This window comes from Modestobacter marinus, from assembly GCF_019799945.1.
GTDB classification, from domain to species: domain Bacteria; phylum Actinomycetota; class Actinomycetes; order Mycobacteriales; family Geodermatophilaceae; genus Modestobacter; species Modestobacter marinus_B.
Window position 1 is genome coordinate 23,771 of record NZ_JABGCH010000031.1, and the last position, 20,377, is coordinate 44,147.

The following is a 20,377-nucleotide window of genomic DNA, read 5'->3' on the forward strand; positions in this document are numbered from 1 at the left end:
GCATGAGCTCAGCCGCGACCGCCCGCCGCCTGTGGGCGCTGGGCGAGCCCTTCCACGCGCTGACCTACTTCGCCGCCGAGGCCCGCGAGGCCTTCGCCACGGCGGGGCTGCCCGGCTTCTGGTCCGGCTACTTCGCCGGCCGGGCCGCGCCGCTCGGCCCGGCCGGCACCGAGATCGTGACGGCGACGTTCGCCTCGTTCGCACCGGCGTTCGTGTCGCGGCGCGTGCCGGGGGTGTGGACGGCGGTGACACCGGCCGGCGCCCTGACCGCCCGGCTCGCCGGGGTGGACGCCGCGGTGCAGCGGGTGCTGCCGGGGTGGGCGGACTCCACCGGTGCCCGCGAGGCGGCGGCCCTGGCCAGACGGGCGGCCGAGGCCGTCGACGTCCTCGGACGACCGTTGGCCGCCGCGAACACCGCGGTCGGCTGGCCCGACGAGCCGCACCTGGTGCTCTGGCAGGCGCTGACCACGCTGCGCGAGCACCGTGGCGACGGGCACCTCGCCGCGCTCCTGCAGCGGGAGCTGCTGGGGCTGCCGGCGCTGGTGCTCGCCGCCGCGGCCGGCACGACCACTGCCGAGTGGCTGCAGCGGGCGCGGGGCTGGACGGCGGAGGACTGGGCCGCGGCCGCGGAGGCGCTCGCCGGGCGCGGGCTGCTCGCCGACGGGGAGCTGACCGCGGAGGCGCTGGCCGTCCGGGCCGCCGTGGAGGCCGACACCGACCGGCTCGCGCTGCGGCCCTGGCAGGCCCTCGGGGACGCCGGCTGCGACCGGCTGGCCGAGCTGCTGGTGCCCGTGCGCCGAGCGGTGGTGGCCGCGGGCGACTGGCCGGCCGGCAATCCGATCGGCGTCCCCGACCCCGGCTGAAGGCCCTCCGGCGGGGGTCCGCCAGGGGGCCCTTCCCGGGGTACGAGGGTCCTTCGTCAGGTGACCCGGCTGCGCTCGGTCGGATAGTCCTTCCAGGCGCCGTCCTCGAGGAGCGTGCGCAGCCGGTCCATGGCGTCCCACACGTCGACGAACCGGGTGTAGAGCGGCGCGGGTCCCAGGCGCAGCCGGTCGGGGGTGCGGAAGTCCGGCACCACGCCGCGGTCCACGAGCGCACGGGTGAGCTGCCAGGCCCCCGGATGGGCCAGGCTCACGTGTGATCCGCGGCGGCCGGCGTCCCGCGGGCTCGCGACCGTGACGCCGTGCCCGGCCAGCCAGGTGTCGGCCAGGCCGACGATGAGGTCGGTCAGCCGCCGGCCCTTCTGCGCCAGCCGTTCGACCCCGGCCTCCGCGGTGAGCCGCACACCGACCTCCACCGCCGCCATGCCGATCACCGGGGGCGTGCCGACCGCGAACCGGTCCACCCCCTCGGCCGGGTCGTAGACCGCACCCATCGCGAACTGGTCGCTCTGCCCGAACCAGCCCCAGATCGGCTGCCGCAGTTGCGGCTGCAGCTCCCGGCGCACGTAGAGGAACGCCGGCGCCCCGGGCCCGCCGTTGAGGTACTTGTACGTGCAGCCGACGGCGAGGTCGGCCCCGGCCGCGGTGAGGTCGGCGGGGACGGCGCCGGCACCGTGGCTGAGGTCCCAGACCACCAGGGCGCCGGCGTCGCGGGCCAGCCGGGTGACCGCCGCGATGTCGACGAGCGCGCCGGAGCGGTAGGCCACCTGGGAGAGGACGACGACGGCGACCCGCTCGTCCAGCGCCCCGGCCAGCACGCCCAGGTCCAGCCCGGCGTCGATGTGCGCCGCCACCTCGCGGACCGTCATCCCGCGGGCGGCGGCGGCCCCGGCGGTGACGTACCGGTCGGTGGGGAAGTCGTCGGCGCAGCACACCAGGACGTCGCGTCCCGGCCGGGCGTCCGCGGCCGCGACCACCAGCTTGTAGAGGTCCACGGAGGTGCTGTCGCTGACCAGCACCTCGCCGGGCCGGGCCCCGAGGACGCCGTCGGCCAGCAGGTCGCCGATCCGGCGGGACTGCTCCACCCAGGTGTCCCAGGAGCCGACGAGCCCCCGGCCCCACTCCTGCTCGACCACCCGGGCGACCGCGGCGGGGGTGTCCACCGGGAGCCGGCCGAGGGAGTTCCCGTCCAGGTAGAGCAGCCGGTCGGGGCGGTCGTCGTCGGCACCGGTGAAACGGGCGCGGTAGCCGGCCAGCGGATCGGCGTCGTCGGCGGCCGCAGCCGCGTCTCGGGTGAGGTCCACACCGCGATCCTGCCGGGGCGGCGCTAGCGTCCGGCGGGTGACCTCTCGTCCCGGCACGCAACTGCACGACCTCACCGCCCTGGAGCAGGCGGCCGCCGTCCGGGCGCGGGAGGTCAGCCCCACGGAACTCGTCGAGCACTCCCTGGCCCGGATCGAGGCGCGGGACGCCGAGCTGGGCGCGTTCCTCACGGTCACCCCCGAGCGGGCACGGGCCGCCGCGGCGGCGGCCGACCGGGCGGTCCTGGCCGGCGGTGAGCTGCCCGCCCTGTTCGGCGTCCCGACGGCGATCAAGGACCTGAACAACACCGCCGGCGTGCGCACCACCTTCGGGTCCGCCGTCCTCGCGCAGTTCGTGCCGCAGGTGGACGACGTCGTCGTCACCAAGCTGGCGGCGGCCGGGACGATCAGCGTGGGCAAGACGAACACCCCCGAGTTCGGCTTCCCCTGCTACACCGACAACGACCTCGTCGGACCCGCCCGCTGCCCGTGGGACCCCTCGCTGCTGGCCGGTGGCTCCAGCGGCGGAGCTGCGGTGGCCGTCGCGGCCGGGCTGGTGCCGTTCGCCCAGGGCTCGGACGGCGGCGGCTCGATCCGGATCCCGGCCGGCATCAACGGCCTGTTCGGCATCAAGACCAGCCGCGGGCGGATCAGCAACGGCCCGCTGGGCAGCGAGGTCACCGGCCTCGGCGTCCAGGGGCCACTGGCGCGGACGGTCCGGGACGCCGCCGCGATGCTGGATGCGATGGCCGGACCGGTGCCCGGCGATCCGTACTGGGCGCCGCCGCCCCCGGCGGGGGAGACCTTCCTCGGGTACGCCGACCGGCTGCCCGGGCGGCTGCGGATCGGCCGGTACCTGGAGTCGGGCATGCCCGGCGTGGAGCTCGACCCGGAGGTGCGCGCGGCGTTCGAGGACGCCTCCGCGTTGCTGGTCGACCTCGGGCACGAGGTGGAGGACCTGCCGACGCCGCCGCTCACCGAGGGGGTGTTCCCGGCCTTCGAGACGGCGTGGGCGCTGTCGACGACCACGCTGCCGATCGCCGCGGACCAGGTGCCCCGGTTGCGGCCGCTCACCCGGTTCCTGCGCGACCGCGGCCTGGCGCTGCGTGCGAAGGACGCGATGGAGGCGATGTTCACCCTGCGCGTCTTCGCCCGCCGGTTCATCCAGGCCACCAGCCGCTACGACGTGCTGCTCGCCCCCCTCTGCACGCTGCTGCCCCGCCCGGTGGGCTGGTTCAGCGCGGACGGCGCCGAGGACTTCGAGCAGCAGAAGCGCTATGCGGCGTTCCCCGCTGTCTACAACGTCACCGGGCAGCCGGCGGTCAGCGTCCCGCTGTGGTGGACGGCGTCCGGGCTGCCGATCGGCACCATGCTGGTGGGCCGCCCGGCGGACGAGGCCACCCTGATCTCGCTGTCCGGGCAACTGGAGGAGGCGCGGCCCTGGGCGGACCGGCACCCGGCGCTGTGGTGATCCCGGCTGCCCGGGCCGCTGGTCGCCGGTCCCGGTAGATTCCCGGCATGCCCTGGTACGAGACCGTGCTCATCTACGGCGTCATCCCGCTGGCGGTCTTCCTGCTGCTCGCCGTGGCCACGCTGCTGCCCGGCCGCGGGAAGGACAAGACCCGGTACCGCCCCGGGCAGCCCTGGGAGCACGAGACGGTCTGGTACGAGCCGCACTCCGGCGTCCCGGGCGTTCCCGGTGGCCACGGGGACGACCACGGCGGCTCCCACGCCCCCGGCCTGGGGGCCACCGCGGCGGCCCTGACGATCGGTGAGCACCCGCACGAGACCGATGCGCACCGGCGCACCGCGGCCGGCGGCGCCCGCGGCACCTGGTGAGCCCCGTGTCCGTTCCCGCCGCACCGACCCGTCCGACGCCGACCGGAGGCACCCGCTGATGACCCAGCAGCTCGAGCACGGGCCCAGCGCCACCAAGGACACCCGGAACACGGCGGTGACCGAGCCGGGGTCCGGTCCGTTCAGCTACCGCGACCTCGCCCGGATCGACGAGGCGCTCACCCTGTCGTCGAAGGAGACCGGGCTCCGCTTCACGCTGTACGTCGGTGACCTGGGCCGGGACACCCGCGCCTTCGCCGAGGAACTGCACTCGCGGTCCGGCGGCGACCCGTCGAACACCGTGTTGGTGGCCCTGTCGCCGGGGCAGCGGGTGCTGGAGATCGTCACCGGGACGGCGGCGGCCCGCCGGCTGCCCGACCGCGCCTGCGCGCTCGCCGTGCTGACCATGACCGGCCGGCTCGGCGCGGGCGACCTCACCGGCGCCATCGTCAACGGCCTGCGCCAGCTCTCGGACTCCGCCGGCCACCCCTCGCGCCGCCGCGCCCACTGAACTGCTCACTCGGCGACGGGCCGCGCTCAGGCGCCGGCGGCGTCCCGCTTGCGGGCCCACAGCGCGCGGGCCACGCCGTCCCGGCCCTCGGCGACCAGCCGGCGCAGCGGCGCGGGGGCGTCCCCCTCGCCGGCCAGCCAGGCGTCGGCCGCCTGGAGCGTCTCCTGCTCGATGACCTTCGGGAACAGGTACTCGACGGTGTTCTTGGCGACCTCGCCGGGACGGCGCTCCCAGATGCCCCGGATCCCGGCGAAGTACCGCGGCACGTAGGGGGCGGTGACCTCCTGCTGGGCGGGGTGCCAGAACCCGGCAACCATCGCCTCGTGCACCGCGTTCGGGATCGACTCGTCGGTGAACGCCCGCTCCCAGGTCTCCGCCTTCGACTCCGCGGTGGGGCGCAGTGCCCGCGCGGTGGCCGCCCGGCGGGCTCCGGTCGCGGTGGCGTCCCGCTCGGCCTCGGCGTCGATCTCCGCGTCGCCGGCCGCACCGATCGCGACCAGCCCGTGCAGGAAGGACCAGCGGGCGTCGGCGTCGACGGCCAGCCCCTCCACGACCATCGAGCCGTCGAGCAGCCCCCGCAGCGCGGCCACGTGCTCGCCGTTGCGGGCCGCCGCGGCCAGCGTGCGCGACCACTGCAGCTGCGTGTCGCTGCCCGGCTCCGCGGCGCGCAGCGCGGCCAGCGCCTTGTCGGCCAGCATCGACCAGCCGGTCGGCGCCCAGGCCGGCTCGGCGTAGGAGGACAGCGCGGTCTGCACCCGGGCCAGCAGTGACTGGACGACGCTGATCTCGGTCTCCGCGTCCACCCCGGCGAGCACCAGCTGCACCCAGTCCCGGGCGCGCGCCTCGCCGTCGCGGGTCATGTCCCAGGCGGCCGACCAGCACAGCGCCCGCGGCAGCGAGTCGGTCATCGTGCCGATGTCGCTGCCCAGCGTGGCCAGAGACCGGTCGTCGAGCCGGAGCTTGGCGTAGGTCAGGTCGTCGTCGTTGACCAGCACCAGGTCGGCGGCCGGGTGCCCGACCAGCTCGGCGACCTCCGTGCGGGCGCCGTCGACGTCCAGCTCCACCCGGTGGGTGCGGCTGAGCCCGTCCGGCCCGGAGCTGTACAGGCCCACCGCGAGGCGGTGCCGGCGCAGCACCGGGTGGGCGGCCACGGCGCTCTGCTCGATGGCGAAGGAGAGGTAGCGGCCGGCGTCGTCCAGCTCGTACACCGGGCGCAGCGTGTTGACCTGGCTGGTCTGCAGCCACTGCTCTGCCCACGCCGAGAGGTCCCGGCCGGTCGCCTCCGACAGCGGGCCGAGCAGGTCGGCGAGCGTGGTGTTGCCGTACTCGTGCTTGCGGAAGTACCGCTGCACGCCGGCCAGGAACTCGTCGCGGCCCACGTAGGCGACCAGCTGCTTGAGCACCGAGGCGCCCTTGGCGTAGGTGATGCCGTCGAAGTTCACCTCGACCGCGGCCACGTCGACCATGTCCGCGGCGATCGGGTGGGTGGTGGGCAGCTGGTCCTGCGCGTACGCCCAGGCCTTCTCCGTGTTGGCGAACGTCGTCCAGGCCGTCCGGAACTCGGTGGCCTCGGCCTGGCAGAGGGTGGAGATGTAGGTGGCGAACGACTCGTTCAGCCACAGGTCGTCCCACCAGCGCATGGTCACCAGGTCGCCGAACCACATGTGGGCCAGCTCGTGGAGGATCGTCTCGGCCCGCCGCTCGTACCGCGCCCGGCTGGTCTTGGACCGGAAGACGTAGTCCTCCAGGAACGTCACCGCGCCGGCGTTCTCCATCGCCCCGGCGTTGAACTCCGGGACGAACAGCTGGTCGTACTTGTCGAACGGGTACGGGTAGTCGAAGACCCGGTGGTAGAAGTCGAACCCGGCCTTGGTGACGGCGAAGATCGCCGCCGGGTCGAGGTGCTGGGCCAGCGAGGCGCGGCAGTAGATGCCCAGCGGGATGCCGTCGTGCAGGTCGGTGACCCGGGCGTACGGGCCGGCGACGAGGGCGACCAGGTAGGTGGAGATCCGCTTGGTCGGGGTGAAGTGCACCAGCTGGGAGCCGGCCTCGCCGGCCTCGATCGTGCGGTCCCCGGTGTTGCTGACCACCTGCCAGTCGAACGGCGCGGTGACGTGCACCGTGAACGTCGCCTTGAGGTCCGGCTGGTCGAAGCAGGTGAACATCCGCTTCGCCTCGGCCGGCTCGAAGTGCGTGTAGAGGTAGACCTGCCCGTCCTCCGGGTCGACGAAGCGGTGCAGGCCCTCCCCGGTGCGGGAGTAGCGGCAGTCGGCGTCGACGACGAGCTCGTTGCTGGCGGCGAGGCCGGTCAGCGGCAGACCGCCGTCCTCGGTGTAGCTGTTCACGTCGAGCTCGACGCCGTTGAGCGTGGCGGAGTGGACGCGCTCGGCGACGAGGTCGACGAAGGTGCCGGCCCCGGGGGTCCGGGCGTCGAACCGGACCGTGGTGACCGAGCGGAAGGTCTCCTCGCCGGGATGGCCGTGGCCGTCGGTCACGTCGAGGGAGAGGTCGTAGCTGTGGACGGCCAGCAGCGCGGCACGGGCCGCGGCGTCGTCACGAGTCAGGTTGGGAACTGCCACGCCGGGCAGCTTCCCATGCGGGTTCAAGGGACTACGCCCGGTGTGCCTTCGGGAACAGTGGGGAATGAGTGAGGCGGAACGCAACTTGTTCCCCCTGAGTGCCGACCACGGCGCACCGAGATCACCGAGGAGCCCGTTCATGACCGAGGCAGTGCAGAGCGCGCCCGTGAAGGCCCGCGTGGACTTCTGGTTCGACCCGCTGTGCCCGTGGGCCTGGCTGACCAGCCGCTGGGTCCTCGAGGCGGCGAAGGTGCGCGACATCGACCTGCACTGGCACGTCATGTCGCTGGCGGTGCTCAACCGCGGGCGTGACCTGCCCCAGGAGTACCAGGAGATGATGGCCAAGGCCATCGGCCCGGTCCGGGTGGCCGTCGCCGCGGCGCAGGAGTTCGGCGACCGCGTGCTCGGTGACCTCTACACCGCGATGGGCACGCTGCGGCACCACGAGGGGCTGGACATCGAGGACGTCATCGTCCCCGCCCTCGAGCGCGTGGGCCTGCCGGTCCGCCTCGCCGACGCCGCCGGTTCCACCGACTTCGACGACGCCCTGGAGGACAGCCACTCCGCGGGCATGGACCCGGTCGGCCAGGACGTCGGGACGCCGGTCATGCACATCGACGGCGTGGCGTTCTTCGGCCCGGTGATCAGCAGGGTCCCCACCGGCGAGGACGCCGGGCGGGCCTTCGACGGCGCCGTGCTGCTGGCCAACCTGCCGGACTTCTGGGAGCTCAAGCGCACCCGCACCGCCGGCCCGGACATGTCCTCGGTGCCGGCGGACACCCTGGAGCTCACCAACCCCCGCTGAGGAAGGACCCCCGTCCTCCTCATCCCTCGCAAGCTCGGGACGAGCCTCTGGACGGGGGCCGTTCCAGACCCCCCACCAACGGGGTGCGGCATCCTGTCGCGGTGCCGCACCCCGTCCGTCAGCGGATCTTCATCACCGGCGCCAGCGCCGGCCTCGGCCGTGGCATGGCCCGCGAGTTCGCGGCACGCGGTCGCGACCTCGCGCTGGTCGCGCGGCGGCTGGACCGCCTGGAGGAGTTGCGCGCCGAGCTGGTCGGGCGGCACCCCGGCATCCGCGTGGTCGTCGGGCAGCTGGACGTCGACGACCCCGGCGCCGTCGCCACCGTCGTCCCCGCGCTCGCCGCGGAGCTCGGCGGCGTCGACCGGTTCATCGCCAACGCCGGGCTCGGCAAGGGCACGCCGGTCGGCAGCGGCGATCCCGGGCCGAACCGGCAGGTGCTGGTCACCAACGTGCTCGGCACCCACGCCTGCTGCGAGGCCGCCGTCGCGCTGTTCCGCGCCCAGGACGCGGGTCACCTGGTGGTCGTCTCCTCGGTCGCCGGGGTGCGCGGCATGGGCGGCACCCGCACCGCCTACGCCACCTCCAAGGCCGCTGACGCCGTCCTCGCGGAGGGCATCCGGGCCGACCTGCTGAGCGACCGGCGCACCCGCGGCATCCGGGTGACCACCGTGCACCCGGGGTTCATCGCGACCGACATCAACGTCGGCCGCCGCGGCCCGTTCACCGTCGACCTGCAGACCGGCGTCACCGCGCTGACCGCGGCGATCGAGCGCGAGCCGGTGCGCGCCTACGTGCCGGAGTGGCCGTGGCGCCCGGTCGCCGCGCTGCTGCGCGTGCTGCCGCTCCCGCTGGTCCGCCGGCTGGCATAGGTCCCAGGGCGACGGACCTCAGTCGTCGCGCCGGACACCCCGATCGGGTGCGCTCATGTCCCCCGTCCCGGGCGTGCCGTCGGCGAGCCCGTAGCGCAGGTACACGGTGCCCTTCGGGCTGGCCACGGGCGGTTCGAGGAGCGTGACGTTCGTGGGCACCGCACCACCGTCGAACACCTTCTTCCCGACGCCGAGCACGATCGGGTGCACCCACAGGTCGAGACGGTCGAAGAGCTTCTCGCGCAGGAGGGTCTGCACCAGGTCCAGGCTCCCGACGACCTTCACGTGCTCGTGCCGGTCCCGGATGTCGCGCACCGCACCGGCCAGATCCGGGCCGAGCTGCGTGGACCCGGCCCACGAGAGGTCGGGCCGGCCGCGGGAGGCCACGTACTTCGGGACGCTGTTGAAGAGCGTGGCGATGTCGTCGTCCTCGCCGCCCTCCTGGTGCGGCCAGTAGGCGGCGAAGATGTCGTAGGTCCGGCGGCCGAGCAGGAGGGCGTCCGTCCCCTCGTACGCGGCCCCGATCTGCGCCCCGGCGACGTCGTCCAGCAGGGGCGCCTGCCAGCCGCCGAACGGGAACCCCTCCGGGTCCTCCTCGGGGCCGCCGGGCGCCTGCCCGACGAGGTCGAGGGTCGCGAACAGCTCGATGTGGATGAGGCCCATGCCCTGCTCCCGATAATCTGGGTGTCTCCGTCAGGAGAGAGACCGGTGGGCGCCGCCGAACTCAGCGCTGCGACGGCAGCCGGGCCCGGGCGGTGGCCCGGGTGACCTCGTCGAAGACCGGCGGCGACCCCGGTTCGGTGAGCCAGCGGGCCAGGCCGGCGAGCTCGTCCCGCTGGGACGCCACGTAGTCGGCGTCGACGACGGCGCCGTGCCCGGGCACCACCGGCCCCCGCACGTGCGCCAGCAGGGCGGTCAGCGTGCCGGCCCACTCCAGCGGGAAGGCGTCGTCCATGGCCGGCGGTGCGCCCTCCTCGACCAGGTCCCCGGCGAACAGCACGTCGTCGACGGCGACCACCAGGTCACCGGCGGTGTGCCCCCGGCCGAGGTGGCGCAGGGTCACCGCCCGTCCGCCGACGTCGAGGACGGCGACGTCGTCCACCAGCTGGTCGGGCAGGTCGATCGGCGCAGTCGCGACCAGCTCCGCCGCCGGGTCGCCGTCCGCCAGCAGGCTCGCGACGACGGCGGCGCGCTGCATCTCGCCGGTGGCCGCCAGCTCGTCCGCGCAGGCGCGCGAGCCCCAGATGGGGGCCGGCCGGAAGCTCGCGTTGCCGAAGCAGTGGTCGTGGTGGGCGTGGGTGTTGACGACGGTCCACGGGTGCGGGGTCACCGAGCGAACCGCCTCGGCCAGCGCCCGCCCCTCGCCGAGGTGCGACCGGGTGTCGACGACGAGGCAGGCGCCGTCCCCGACGACCAGGCCGCAGTTGAGGTCCAGCGCCGCGTGCCGCCGGACGAAGACGCCGTCCCCCACCTCCCGCCAGCCGGCGGCCTGGGCGCCGTTCACCAGCAGATCCGCATCGGCCGGCCCAGGCGGTCGGTGGACCCGTTCCCGAGGCACTCCGCCCGCCCCTCGGCGAGCCGCTGCGCGGACCACGCGGCGGCGCACGCGTCCAGCGCGTCGGCGGCCGGCACCCGCTCCGGTGCGTCGGCCAGCGCGTCCAGGACGTCCATCACCGGCTCCAGGGCGCGTACCCGCTGGGCCAGGCCCCGGGCCGTCGCCTTCGGGGCGGCCACCCGCGGGTCGAGCGCGCGGAAGGCGAGCTCCGGGTGCACCTCGACGACGCGGTCGTCCGGCGGGACGCCCAGGGCGGCGTCCAGCGAGCGGACCGCCGGCACGAGGTTCCAGGCCTGCACCGACAGCGCCCTGCCCGAGGCGGTGCGGGCGACCTCGCAGGCCTCGGCGTAGCTGCCGGCGCTCAGCACCGGGCGCACCGGCGCGGGGAAGACCGAGCTGCCGGCCCGGGCGAGCCGGCGGCGGGCGAGCACGTCGCACTCCCGGGCGCCGTCGTCCGACAACCCGATCGGCATGTCGATCGAGACCACCTCCACGTCGGGCTCGGCGAGCACCGCGGTCGCGTCCGGCAGGACGAGCAGCGTGACGCGGCGGCCGTCCAGCCGGGCGCCGACCCACGCGCCCCGCCACCCGTCCACCCCGAGCACCGCCACGAGGGCAGCCTGCCAGGCGGCCTGCGAGGATCGGGGCATGCGCGTCTTCCTCGGGACCGACCACGCCGGCCTGGAACTCAAGTCCCATCTCCTCCAGGTGCTCGCCGACGAGGGCTTCGAGCCGGTGGACTGCGGCGCCTACGAGTACGACGCCGAGGACGACTACCCGCCGTTCTGCTTCTCGGTGGGGGAGCGCGTCGTCACCGAGCCCGGCTCGCTGGGTGTGGTGATCGGCGGCTCGGGCAACGGTGAGCAGATCGCGGCCAACAAGGTGCCCGGGATCCGCGCGGCGCTGGTGTGGAACGAGTCCACCGCGAAGCTGGCCCGCCAGCACAACGACGCGAACGTCGTCTCGGTGGGCGGCCGGCAGCACTCCGTCGAGGAGGCCACCGAGCTGGTGCTGACCTTCCTCCGGGAGCCGTTCAGCGGCGAGGAGCGGCACGCGCGGCGGATCGCGCTGATGGCCGACTACGAGCGGGACCGGCACCGCCCCGCCGGGGGCCTGCCGACCCGCACGCCGTGACCGTCGGCGGCGCCGAGGTCCGCGCCGCGGTGCGGGCCGCCTCCGGTGTGCTGGCCCGCGAGCCGGACGGGACGACACCGGTGCCGGCGGCGGGCACCGACGCCGCCTGGGTGGCCGCGCACGTCACCTCGTGCCTGACCTGGTACGCGCAGGACCTGGTCGCCGGGCCGGTCGAGACGTCGGGATTCGAGCTGTCCCGCCGCCCGGGTGCGGACTGGGGCGAGCTGCGCCGCCAGCTCGCGGCCGCCGCCGAGGTGCTGGCCCGGGTGGTCGACGGGTCTGGTCCGGCCGACCGGGGCGTGCACGAGTGGGGCCTGGCCGACGCGTCCGGGTTCGCGGCGATGGGCTGCGCGGAGCTGCTGCTGCACGCCTCCGACGTGGCCGACGCGCTGGGGCTGGCCGGGTGGACGCCGCCGTCCGCCGTCACCGGGCCCACGCTCGCTCGGCTGTTCCCGTGGGCGCCGGCCGACGCCGACCCGTGGGCCGCGCTGCGCTGGGCGACCGGCCGCGGCGACCTGCCCGGCCGGGAGCGGGTCACCTCCTGGCGCTGGCACTGCGCCCCGCTCGACGAGTGGGACGGCCGCCCACCCGCGTGAGCTTCAGAACTCATCCGGGCACCACGGGGTCACCGGCCAGCGGAACCCCGTGGAGGCCTGGACGACAGCACCCGGGCTGACCTCGGTGACCCGCCCGGCCGCCTGCAGCGTGGCCAGCGAGACCCCACCCAGGAAGGCGGCACTGAGCGCCTCGACGTCGAGGACCAGGTCGGGGTCGCGGTCCGTGCGGTCGCAGAACGCCCCCGCCGGGTGGCCCCACAGGTGCCAGCGCCCGTCGTTCCAGTCACAGAACCGATCGCGCACCTCCAGCACGAGGTCCAGCGGGGCCGGGTAGCGGCGCGCGGACAGCGCGGCCCCCACGTCCACCAGCCGCACCCACAGCGCGTCGACCGGCCGGGCGTGCCAGGCGCGCGGGTCGGCCAGCAGGTGCCGCAGCGGGTCGTCGGCCGAGGCCATCGGCGCCTGCACCGTGCGCACCAGGTCGTGGGCGAGCAGGAACCGCCACAGCGCGGCATTGGCGGCCGGCGTCGTGGACCGGACCTCCCCGACGGTCAGCGTGCCGGTCGGCTCAGCGGTCTCCGACCACGAGGCCTTGAGCCGGTAGGTCGCGTAGCCGGTGACCGTGCCGTCGGCCTCGGTGTGCAGGACGTGCTGGCGGGCGGTGCCGCCGCCGCGCTGCTCGGGGTCGTCGCGGAGCACCCGGTCCCACCAGCGCTCGTCCCGGGCGAGGTTGCCGGGCACCCAGCGGCGCACCTGCTCGTACAGCGCGACGGCGCCCGGCCGGAACTCCGCGACCTCGACCAGCCGCACGCTGCCGGTGCCGCAGTCGACGTCCGGGCGCAGCCGCAGCCGGTCCGTGGCGCCGGTCCAGCTGCCGCGCCAGGACGCGGGTGCGTAGCCGAACCGGCCGTAGATGGACGACTCGGCCGCCCACAGCGCGGCGACCGGCTCCCGGCCCGCGGCGCGGATCTCCTCCAGCTGCCGGCGCATCATCGCGGTCAGCACGCCGCGGCGCCGGTGGGTGGGGGACACCGTGACCCAGGTGATGCCTGCGGTCGGCACCACGGCCCCGGGCACCGCCATCTCCAGGCTGTAGATCCCCGCGGTCGCCGCGACCCGGTCCCCGTCGAACAGCCCCAGCGACCGGTCGAGCTCCGCGATCGACGACGGCTCGTCGGCGATCGGCGCAGGCACCTCCTGGCCGAAGGTGGTGCTCATCGCCCGGATGAACCGCGGCCACTCGTCGGCGGTGATCGGGCGCAGCTGGTGCTCGAGGTCGGACACGGGGGATGTCTACCGGGTGGGACCGACGGTCCGCCATCGAGTTGCGATCATGACGGGATGACCACGCGCAGCTGGGCGGAGATGCTCACCGCCATCGAGGAGCGGCTGGTCGCCGGCACCGGCGACGGCGTCGCGACCTGGTCGGCCCGGGTGCGGGAGACCGGCCTGGACGCCGAACCGGAGGTGCGCGCCTGGCTCGCCGAGCGGGGCATCACCGGCTACGGGCAGATGCTGCTGGTCATGGAGCGCTTCGGCTACCCGGACTTCCTCACCGCCACCGCGGACGAGCTGGTCGACGGGCAGTACGCCGACCGGCCGCAGCTGCGCCCGGTCTACGAGGCGGTGGCGGCGGCCGCGCTGGCCCTGCCGGACGTGCACCTGCAGGCGCGCAAGGGCTACGTCTCGCTGGTGGGCCCGCGGCGCACCTTCGCCGTCCTGCAGGCCTCGACCCGCACCCGGCTCGACCTGGGGCTGCGGCTGCCCGGCCGGGAGCCGGGTGGCCGGCTGCTGGCCGCCCGCAGCATCGGCAACGGGGACTGCTCCGTGCGGGTGCCGCTGACCACGCTGGACGACGTCGACGACGAGGTGGTCGACCTGCTCGCCGAGGCGCTGGCGGCCAACCGCTGACGGTCCCGACCCCCCGCGGTTCCCCGGTTCGACCGAGAGGAGCGACGGTGCGCAGTCAGCTGCCGACGCTCGTGCTCTGAGTGCGGTGCGCACTCAGAGCACGAGCGTGCCGGAACACGTCACGGTCAGGCCACCGGCGTGGTGGCGGGATGGTCCATCAGCGGCCGGCGGTCACCCCGTCGGCCTCCAGGTCCAGGTCCCCGCAGGTCACCGACCCGGCCATCTGCTGCCGCACCTCGTCGCCGGCCGGTGCCGCGAAGGCCGCGCCGAGGTGGGCGACAGCGCCGTCCAGCTCGACGACCGTCTGCTGGACCACCGGCTCGCTGGTCGCGTCGGTGGACGGCTGGAGCAGCAGGCCCAGCAGGTCGCGGGTGCCGTCGTCGTCGGCGTCCTCGCACGCCACGCCGGTGCCGGTCCCGGCGAGCCCCAGGTCGAAGGCGAACGGTCGGCCCCGGTCGTCGCGCACCGGCGTGATGGCGCAGTCGGCGACGGTGTAGAGCAGCACCTGCCGGCCGTCGCTCGCCAGCGCGACCACCTCGCCGTCCCCGGTGACGTCGGCGAACAGCACCGACCGCTCCACCGGGCTCGCCGAGCTGATCAACGCGCCGGCCGTGGCCCCGGAGGCGGTGGTCACCCCGAAGGGGACGCCGCCGTCGCCGGTCGACCCGCGGGCGTTCCAGGCGGTGTCCGGCGCGCCGTCCCCGTCGACGTCCACGGTCGGTGCTGTGGAGGCGTCGGCGGGAGCTGTGTCGTCGGTCGCCGGGCAGCCGCCGGACGGGGAGACAGACGGGGACGTGGTCGAGGACGGGGCGGACGACGAGGTCCCGGGAACTGCGTCGTCCTCCTGGCCGTTCCCCGCGCAGCCGGTGAGCAGCAGCGGGACGAGCAGCCAGGGGATGACCGTCGGTCGGCGCATGGCCCCACCGTCGTCCGGCCGGTTGCCGACGGCAACCGCGCCCCGTTCAGCCGCGCAGGTACGCCAGCGTCGCCAGCACCGCCACGCGGGTCGAACGGACGCCACCCGATAGGGTCGCCCGGGTCCGTCGTGGGCCGGTGTCCGGCCTGCCGACCGCCCACCGGAGGGGAGGGGCGCCGATGCGTCCCATCGCTGTGCTGGCCACCCTGGTGCTGCTCGCCGGGTGCACGTCCGATCCGGACGCCGCGGCCCAGGAGGCCACGGCCGGGGACGTCGACGCCGTGGTGGCGGTGACCGCCGCGCCCGCCTCGCCCCGCACGGTGATCGCTGACGTCGACCCCGTCGCCGCGTCCGTCTCGGCCAGCCGCGCCCTGTTCGCCCGGTCGCCGGTGGTCGTGCTGGCCGACGCCGCCGACCCGGCGGCCGGGCTGCTGGGTGCCTCGGCAGCCGTCGGTCTCGGTGTTCCGCTGTTGTTGGGCGGGGAGGCCGCGGGCGGGGTGCTCGCGCCCGAGCTGGACCGGCTCGGCGTCACCACGGTGCTCGCGGTGGGGGACGCGCCCGGTGCGGGGGAGGGCGGGTGGGAGGTCCGGGCGGTGCCCGCCGAGCCGGGCGCGGTCGCCGCCGTCACCGGGCTGGACCTGGCCACGGCCGACCCGGTGGCGGAGGACGCCCGGGTCGCTGCCGTCGCGGCGCTGGACCCCGCGGCGCCCACCGCCCTGCGGCCGGTCGGCGCCGACGGCACCGCGGGCCCGGCGTCGAGCAGTTCCGGGGACGGCGCCGCGCTGCCGGAAGTGCAGCGGGGGGAACCGCTGGCCGGCACGCTGGTGGTGACGAGCGGCAGCCCGGAGACGCTGGCCGGGGTGGCGTCCGCGCGGGCGGCGGGCGCCGAGGTCCGAGTCACCGGTGGGGTCACCGACCCCCGGGCATCGGCCGAGCTGGTGCAGCGGCTGGGCGGCGTCCCGTCGGTCGTCGTCCTGGGCGCCGACCTCGCCGCGGAGCCGGGGCTGGACTGGAAACTGGACACCGCGGCCACCGGGACCCAGTTGCCGGGTGGGGGGCAGGTCCTGTTCCCCGGCCGGATGATGGTCGCCCTCTATGGCGTCCCCGGCAGCGGAGCGCTCGGCCTGCTCGGCGAGCAGGACCTGCCGGCCGCGATCCGCCGGGCGCAGGACATGGCCGGCCGGTACGAGCCGCTGGTCGACACCACGGTCGTCCCGGCCTTCGAGATCATCGCCACGGTGGCCTCGGCGAGCGCCGGGCCCGACGGCAACTACTCGACCGAGAGCGACGTGGAGGCGCTGCGGCCCTGGGTGGAGGCGGCCGGCCAGGCAGGCTTGTACGTCGTCCTCGACCTGCAGCCGGGGCGGACCGACTTCCTCACCCAGGCCCAGCTCTACCGGCCGCTGCTCGAGTTGCCGCACGTCGGCCTGGCGCTGGACCCCGAGTGGCGGCTGCGCCCGGGCGAGGTGCACCTGACCCAGATCGGCCAGGTCGCCGTCGACGAGGTGAACGCCGTGGCCGGCTGGCTGGCGGACCTGACCCGCGAGCGCCGGCTGCCGCAGAAGCTGTTGGTGCTGCACCAGTTCCAGGTCCGCATGGTCCCCGACCGGGACCGGCTGGACCTGTCGCGCGACGAGCTCGCGGTGATGGTGCACGCCGACGGGCAAGGCGGGCAGGCCGCCAAGCAGGACACCTGGCGGGTGCTGCACCAGCAGGCCGACCAGCCGGAGTTGGCCTGGGGCTGGAAGAACTTCACCGACGAGGACGTCCCGATGCTCACGCCGGAGGAGACCATGGCGCAGGTCCAGCCCACCCCGCAGCTGATCACCTACCAATAGTGCGGGCCCTTGGTTCTGTCGGAGGCCTCCGGCAGGATCGCCCGGGTCGGAGGGCAGTCGGAGGGAGTCGCGCGATGACCGGTGTGATCGTCGAGAGGCCGGAGGCCGGCGTCCCCGGGCCGGGTCAGGCCGCCGAGCTCGAGCCCCGGCTGGCCGAGCACCGCCGGGAGCTCACGGGCTACTGCTACCGGATGCTCGGGTCGTCCTTCGACGCCGAGGACGCCGTGCAGGACACGATGGTGCGTGCCTGGCGGTCCCTGGACCGGCTGGAGGGGGCCGGGGCGCTGCGCTCGTGGTTGTACCGGATCGCCACCAACGTCTGCCTCGACCAGCTCGACGGGCGCAAGCGCCGCGCGCTGCCCGTCGACCTCTCTGCCGAGCCGTACGCCCCCGTCGAGTCCTCGCTGGACGGCGTCCTGCCCGACGGCGCGTGGGTGGAGCCGGCGCTGGACCGCCAGCTGATGCCGGTCGGCGGCGACCCGGCGGAGCTGGCGGTGCAGAAGGAGTCGGTGCGCCTGGCGTTCGTCGCCGCCCTGCAGCACCTGCCCCCGCGGCAACGTGCGGTGCTCATCCTGCGCGACGTCCTGCGCTGGAAGGCCGACGAGGTGGCCACGCTGCTGGAGACGTCGGTGGCGGCCGTGAACAGCGCGCTGCAGCGGGCGCGCGCCACCCTGGCCACCCGCCACGGCGAGGACGCGCCGGCCCCGCAGGTCGCCGACGAGCACGCCGAGCTGCTCGAGCGCTACCTCGACGCCTTCGCCCGCTACGACATCGACGAGCTGGTGCAGCTGCTGCACGAGGACGCGGTGATGGACATGCCGCCGTACGCGATGTGGCTGCGCAGCGCGGCCGACATCGGGGCCTGGATGCTCGGCCCGGGGCACGGGTGCCGGGGCTCGCACGTGGTGCCGCTGTCGCTCAACGGCAACCCCGGCTTCGCGCAGTGGCGGCCGAGCGGGCCGGGCGGCTCCTTCGAGCCGTGGGCCATCCACGCGCTGGAGGTCGTCGACGGCAAGGTCGTCCGGCAGACCGCGTTCCTCGACACCCGGCTCTTCGAGCTCTTCGGGCTTCCGCGGCACCCGACTCCGGAGCGCTGAACCCACCGCGGGGACGGGCCTGGACGGGCGTGGGCGAGGGGGCCACTGTGGTGCCGGGTCCACGGCCCACCGGCCGGGGGGTCGGGCCCTCGCGAGAGGAGGACGGCTGTGGCCAGGAAGACGATGGACTGTCGGTCGCTGCCGAGCGAGCGCAACTGCACCGTGGTCATCTCCGGCGAGGAGGACGAGGTCCTCGAACTGGCCGCCGCGCACGCCGTGGCGGCGCACGGGCACACCGACGGCCCGGAGCTGCGCGACGGCCTGCGGGGCGCGCTGCGCGATCAGCAGGAGCTGGACGCGGAGGAGGGCGCGTTCGTGCAGCTGATCGAGTTCCACGCCCGGGACCTCGGCGGCTTCCAGGCGCTGACCGAGCAGTGGCGCGAGCGCATCGGGCGGGAGGGCACCGCCCGGTGGGCCCTGCTGACCGCGGACCGGGACCGGCCGGACACCTTCGTCCAGCTGGTCGCGTTCCCCGACTTCGCGGCCGCGATGCGCAACTCCGAGCACCCGGTCACCGCCGAGTTCGCCAAGCGGATGCAGGAGGTCACCGAGGGGGAGGCGGGGTTCCGCAACCTCGACGTCCGGCAGGTCATGCGGATCTGAGCGCTCCTGCGGGGTGCCGGACCACGGCACCCCGCACATCCAGGACCGATGAGTCCGGCGGGCGCGGCGGGTCTGCACCATATGACTGAGACCAGGACGTCACCTCTGACCGACAGCCACGCCTTCAGCGGCTTCTCCGTCGACGACCTCGACCGCGCCCGCACCTTCTACGAGGAGGTGCTCGGGCTGCGCACATTCGCAGAGCCCGGCGGGATGCCGGGGATCCTGCGGTTGCAGCTGGCCGGGGGCAACGACGTCCTCGTGTACGCGAAGGGTGAGGGGCACACCGCGGCGACGTACACGGTGCTCAACTTCCCGGTGCCCGACGTCGACACCGCGGTCGACGAGTTGGTCGCCCGAGGGGTGGAGTTCCTGCACTACGACGACCCGCCCACCGACGAGAAGGGCGTGATGCGCGAGGGCGGACCGCTGATCGCCTGGTTCGCCGATCCGGCCGGCAACGTCTTCTCGGTGATCGCTCAGGACTGAGCGGCCTCCGGACCGGCGGACGCCCTGGTCAGTGGGACGAGTGGTCGCAGGTGCGGCGCAACCGGGAGGCTCAGGCGGCCATCGCGTGATGGTGGCAGCGCCCGCCATTGGTGCGGGCGCCGCATGGGGCGCCCGCCTTCGTTCGGCCGCCGCTGTCCCCGCACCGAGCCGGCGACTCCAGTGGCTGGAGTGCGGGTCCGGCGACGACCGGGCGGGCGAAGCGCAGGACGACGGCGTCGTGGTCCATGGCCGGGGGGAGGGCAGCGGTCGTGACGGGCGCGGTCACAGGCAGGCGGGCGCCGACGAGGCGGCGCAGCGTGGCCGCAGTGGTCAGGCCGACGGTGAACGCAGCGAGCGCGGTGGCGGCGTGGCTGGTGCGCATGCCTGTCGTATCGGCAGTGGGGGAGTCCGCCGGAACCCCCTGAACGGCCGACTGCGGGACATCTACGAGAAGCGTCGTCCTGCGGGTCGGAACGCGACAGGTGGCTGCGGTCGGCGGCCGCCGGTGTCACCATGTGCACCGCGCCGGCGCGCTAACGGGCCGGACTGCGGCCTGAATGCTGCTCGGCTCGGCTCGGCTGCCGGGCGCTGCCTGCGCCCGAGGGGCTGCAGCTCCCCGCCGGGCGGCGGCTGACCACATCCGACGACGGGAGAAGTCGATGCGGGAGCGGCAGGGCATCGGCGACACCCCGCGGGATCAGGATGACAAGGCAGGCCTGTACCCGCGCCGCGAGCTCGGCTGGTCCCGGCGAGGGCAGGTCTTCACCAATCCGGTCACCGGCGAGCGGGCTGTGCTGCTCACCGATCCGGAGACCCATCCGGACCGGACACTCGTCGCGCACCTGTTCGTGAGTCCGGGCGGCCGGGTCGCGGCCCCGCACGTGCACCCGGGGGCCACCGAACGCTTTCACGTGCTGGCGGGTCGGGTCGGCTTCCAGGTGGGTGGGCGGCACAGCGAGCTGGCAGCCGGTCAGTCCTGCGAGGTTCCTCCGGGGACCTCGCACGACTGGTGGCAGGTCGGCACGGAGGAGGCGCAGGTGCTCGTCGAGGTGACTCCCGGTGAGCGCTTCGTCCGCATCATCGCCACCAGCTTCGGCCTGGCCCGGGACGGCCACGTCGATGCGCGGGGCCTGCCGCACCTGCTCCAGGCCGCGGTGTCCCTGACCGCCTACCGCGACACCGTTGTCTTCGCTTCTCCGCCTCCGCTGGTGCAGCGCTTCCTGTTCGGTGGTCTCGCACCGCTCGGTCGGCTCCTCGGCAAGCAGCCGGTCTATCCCGAGTACCTGTTCAGCAGGAACCTGGACGAGCCCCAGCCGGAGGCTCTCGCGCTGCTCGACCAGCAGGGCCGACTGCGGCCCGGTGCCGCCATGGACGGCACCACGTGACGAAGCCCTGACGGGGTCGCTGACCGCTCGCTGGTTCCGCAGAGCGCCGGGCGGAGCCGAGGGGTTGCCCGCGGGCCGAGGTCTCGGCGACCATCGCGGAGACCTCGTCC

Annotated in this window: 22 protein-coding genes; 14 read left to right on the top strand and 8 right to left on the bottom strand. The window is 75.0% G+C overall.

The genetic code is table 11. From position 1 onward, the window contains the following. Nucleotides 1–2 precede the first annotated feature (2 nt). Entirely contained in the window at nt 3–863 is an 861-nt protein-coding gene (locus tag HK417_RS20265; protein WP_222270417.1) for an SCO6745 family protein, read from the top strand. A 56-nt stretch (nt 864–919) separates the two neighbouring features. Here the strand turns inward: HK417_RS20265 and kynU are convergent, their stop codons facing one another. Beyond that, the gene (gene kynU / locus HK417_RS20270; protein ID WP_222270419.1) at nt 920–2,185 is read right to left on the bottom strand and encodes a kynureninase; all 1,266 of its coding nucleotides are present in this window, start codon (nt 2,183–2,185) and stop codon (nt 920–922) included. A 37-nt stretch (nt 2,186–2,222) separates the two neighbouring features. On the opposite strand from kynU, the gene HK417_RS20275 reads away from it, so the two are divergent. The 3 genes from HK417_RS20275 to HK417_RS20285 are packed head-to-tail and all read left to right on the top strand — an operon-like array spanning nt 2,223 to nt 4,529. Next, entirely contained in the window at nt 2,223–3,653 is a 1,431-nt protein-coding gene (locus HK417_RS20275; protein ID WP_222270422.1) for an amidase, read from the top strand. A 47-nt stretch (nt 3,654–3,700) separates the two neighbouring features. Further along, a complete protein-coding gene (gene ctaJ / locus HK417_RS20280; RefSeq protein WP_222270424.1) occupies nt 3,701–4,021 on the top strand; it encodes an aa3-type cytochrome oxidase subunit CtaJ in 321 nt (106 codons plus the stop codon). Nucleotides 4,022–4,079: 58 nt separating this feature from the next. Then, nucleotides 4,080–4,529, top strand: coding sequence for a DUF5130 family protein (locus HK417_RS20285; RefSeq protein WP_222270426.1), 450 nt, complete (start codon nt 4,080–4,082; stop codon nt 4,527–4,529). A 26-nt stretch (nt 4,530–4,555) separates the two neighbouring features. Here HK417_RS20285 and pepN read toward each other — a convergent pair whose 3' ends face one another. Next, the gene (gene pepN / locus HK417_RS20290; RefSeq protein ID WP_222270436.1) at nt 4,556–7,108 is read right to left on the bottom strand and encodes an aminopeptidase N; all 2,553 of its coding nucleotides are present in this window, start codon (nt 7,106–7,108) and stop codon (nt 4,556–4,558) included. A 139-nt stretch (nt 7,109–7,247) separates the two neighbouring features. Between pepN and HK417_RS20295 the strand changes: the two genes are divergently transcribed. After that, a complete protein-coding gene (locus HK417_RS20295) occupies nt 7,248–7,913 on the top strand; it encodes a mycothiol-dependent nitroreductase Rv2466c family protein (RefSeq protein ID WP_222270438.1) in 666 nt (221 codons plus the stop codon). Between the two features lie 101 nt (nt 7,914–8,014). Then, a complete protein-coding gene (locus HK417_RS20300; protein WP_222270440.1) occupies nt 8,015–8,782 on the top strand; it encodes an SDR family oxidoreductase in 768 nt (255 codons plus the stop codon). Nucleotides 8,783–8,800: 18 nt separating this feature from the next. On the opposite strand, the gene HK417_RS20305 is transcribed toward HK417_RS20300, so the two are convergent. The 3 genes from HK417_RS20305 to HK417_RS20315 all read right to left on the bottom strand — a co-directional run bounded on the left by HK417_RS20305 (nt 8,801) and on the right by HK417_RS20315 (nt 10,987). After that, on the bottom strand, nt 8,801–9,445 hold the full coding sequence (locus tag HK417_RS20305) for a dihydrofolate reductase family protein (protein WP_222270449.1): 645 nt from the start codon (nt 9,443–9,445) through the stop codon (nt 8,801–8,803). Between the two features lie 61 nt (nt 9,446–9,506). Further along, nucleotides 9,507–10,286 (bottom strand): MBL fold metallo-hydrolase, encoded by a 780-nt coding sequence (locus tag HK417_RS20310; protein WP_222270460.1) that lies wholly within the window; start codon nt 10,284–10,286, stop codon nt 9,507–9,509. After that, nucleotides 10,283–10,987, bottom strand: coding sequence for a DUF429 domain-containing protein (locus tag HK417_RS20315; RefSeq protein WP_261327418.1), 705 nt, complete (start codon nt 10,985–10,987; stop codon nt 10,283–10,285). Before HK417_RS20315 ends, HK417_RS20310 begins: the two co-directional genes overlap by 4 nt. Between HK417_RS20315 and HK417_RS20320 the strand changes: the two genes are divergently transcribed. Both HK417_RS20320 and HK417_RS20325 read left to right on the top strand, forming a co-directional pair. Next, complete coding sequence (locus HK417_RS20320) at nt 10,986–11,471, top strand: ribose-5-phosphate isomerase (protein WP_222270462.1); 486 nt, start codon at nt 10,986–10,988, stop codon at nt 11,469–11,471. The two genes, HK417_RS20315 and HK417_RS20320, sit on opposite strands and share 2 nt — an antisense overlap. After that, nucleotides 11,468–12,067 carry a hypothetical protein gene (locus HK417_RS20325; protein ID WP_222270465.1) on the top strand — a complete coding sequence of 200 codons (600 nt, stop codon included), beginning with the start codon at nt 11,468–11,470 and terminating at the stop codon, nt 12,065–12,067. The genes HK417_RS20320 and HK417_RS20325 overlap by 4 nt, the downstream gene beginning before the upstream one ends. A gap of 3 nt (nt 12,068–12,070) precedes the next feature. Here the strand turns inward: HK417_RS20325 and HK417_RS20330 are convergent, their stop codons facing one another. Continuing rightward, on the bottom strand, nt 12,071–13,312 hold the full coding sequence (locus HK417_RS20330) for a GNAT family N-acetyltransferase (RefSeq protein ID WP_222270467.1): 1,242 nt from the start codon (nt 13,310–13,312) through the stop codon (nt 12,071–12,073). 57 nt (nt 13,313–13,369) lie between these two features. Here HK417_RS20330 and HK417_RS20335 point away from each other — a divergent pair, with 57 nt between their 5' ends. Beyond that, nucleotides 13,370–13,939 carry a DUF5655 domain-containing protein gene (locus HK417_RS20335; RefSeq protein WP_222270477.1) on the top strand — a complete coding sequence of 190 codons (570 nt, stop codon included), beginning with the start codon at nt 13,370–13,372 and terminating at the stop codon, nt 13,937–13,939. A gap of 157 nt (nt 13,940–14,096) precedes the next feature. Here the strand turns inward: HK417_RS20335 and HK417_RS20340 are convergent, their stop codons facing one another. Further along, nucleotides 14,097–14,855, bottom strand: a complete 759-nt coding sequence (locus tag HK417_RS20340) for a hypothetical protein (protein WP_222270488.1) — start codon at nt 14,853–14,855, stop codon at nt 14,097–14,099. Between the two features lie 179 nt (nt 14,856–15,034). Here HK417_RS20340 and HK417_RS20345 point away from each other — a divergent pair, with 179 nt between their 5' ends. The 4 genes from HK417_RS20345 to HK417_RS20360 all read left to right on the top strand — a co-directional run bounded on the left by HK417_RS20345 (nt 15,035) and on the right by HK417_RS20360 (nt 18,882). Beyond that, nucleotides 15,035–16,693: a hypothetical protein gene (locus HK417_RS20345; protein ID WP_222270498.1), complete on the top strand. Its 1,659-nt coding sequence runs from the start codon at nt 15,035–15,037 to the stop codon at nt 16,691–16,693. A 74-nt stretch (nt 16,694–16,767) separates the two neighbouring features. After that, on the top strand, nt 16,768–17,790 hold the full coding sequence (locus HK417_RS20350; protein ID WP_222270500.1) for a sigma-70 family RNA polymerase sigma factor: 1,023 nt from the start codon (nt 16,768–16,770) through the stop codon (nt 17,788–17,790). 108 nt (nt 17,791–17,898) lie between these two features. Further along, on the top strand, nt 17,899–18,393 hold the full coding sequence (locus tag HK417_RS20355; protein ID WP_222270505.1) for a DUF1059 domain-containing protein: 495 nt from the start codon (nt 17,899–17,901) through the stop codon (nt 18,391–18,393). A gap of 81 nt (nt 18,394–18,474) precedes the next feature. Then, nucleotides 18,475–18,882 carry a VOC family protein gene (locus HK417_RS20360; RefSeq protein WP_222270515.1) on the top strand — a complete coding sequence of 136 codons (408 nt, stop codon included), beginning with the start codon at nt 18,475–18,477 and terminating at the stop codon, nt 18,880–18,882. A gap of 70 nt (nt 18,883–18,952) precedes the next feature. On the opposite strand, the gene HK417_RS20365 is transcribed toward HK417_RS20360, so the two are convergent. Further along, the gene (locus HK417_RS20365; RefSeq protein ID WP_222270517.1) at nt 18,953–19,264 is read right to left on the bottom strand and encodes a hypothetical protein; all 312 of its coding nucleotides are present in this window, start codon (nt 19,262–19,264) and stop codon (nt 18,953–18,955) included. Nucleotides 19,265–19,541: 277 nt separating this feature from the next. Here HK417_RS20365 and HK417_RS20370 point away from each other — a divergent pair, with 277 nt between their 5' ends. Continuing rightward, on the top strand, nt 19,542–20,267 hold the full coding sequence (locus HK417_RS20370) for a cupin domain-containing protein (protein WP_222270519.1): 726 nt from the start codon (nt 19,542–19,544) through the stop codon (nt 20,265–20,267). The last annotated feature ends 110 nt before the right edge of the window (nt 20,268–20,377 follow it).

Coding starts and splice junctions, on each gene's coding strand:
- HK417_RS20345 (WP_222270498.1), top strand. CDS start 15,035: ATGCGTCCCATCGCTGTGCTGGCCACCCTGGTGCTGCTCGCCGGGTGC.
- HK417_RS20360 (WP_222270515.1), top strand. CDS start 18,475: ATGACTGAGACCAGGACGTCACCTCTGACCGACAGCCACGCCTTCAGC.
- HK417_RS20265 (WP_222270417.1), top strand. CDS start 3: ATGAGCTCAGCCGCGACCGCCCGCCGCCTGTGGGCGCTGGGCGAGCCC.
- HK417_RS20350 (WP_222270500.1), top strand. CDS start 16,768: ATGACCGGTGTGATCGTCGAGAGGCCGGAGGCCGGCGTCCCCGGGCCG.
- HK417_RS20340 (WP_222270488.1), bottom strand. CDS start 14,855: ATGCGCCGACCGACGGTCATCCCCTGGCTGCTCGTCCCGCTGCTGCTC.
- HK417_RS20335 (WP_222270477.1), top strand. CDS start 13,370: ATGACCACGCGCAGCTGGGCGGAGATGCTCACCGCCATCGAGGAGCGG.
- HK417_RS20365 (WP_222270517.1), bottom strand. CDS start 19,264: ATGCGCACCAGCCACGCCGCCACCGCGCTCGCTGCGTTCACCGTCGGC.
- HK417_RS20285 (WP_222270426.1), top strand. CDS start 4,080: ATGACCCAGCAGCTCGAGCACGGGCCCAGCGCCACCAAGGACACCCGG.
- HK417_RS20305 (WP_222270449.1), bottom strand. CDS start 9,445: ATGGGCCTCATCCACATCGAGCTGTTCGCGACCCTCGACCTCGTCGGG.
- HK417_RS20320 (WP_222270462.1), top strand. CDS start 10,986: ATGCGCGTCTTCCTCGGGACCGACCACGCCGGCCTGGAACTCAAGTCC.
- ctaJ (WP_222270424.1), top strand. CDS start 3,701: ATGCCCTGGTACGAGACCGTGCTCATCTACGGCGTCATCCCGCTGGCG.
- HK417_RS20315 (WP_261327418.1), bottom strand. CDS start 10,987: ATGCCCCGATCCTCGCAGGCCGCCTGGCAGGCTGCCCTCGTGGCGGTG.
- HK417_RS20370 (WP_222270519.1), top strand. CDS start 19,542: ATGCGGGAGCGGCAGGGCATCGGCGACACCCCGCGGGATCAGGATGAC.
- HK417_RS20295 (WP_222270438.1), top strand. CDS start 7,248: ATGACCGAGGCAGTGCAGAGCGCGCCCGTGAAGGCCCGCGTGGACTTC.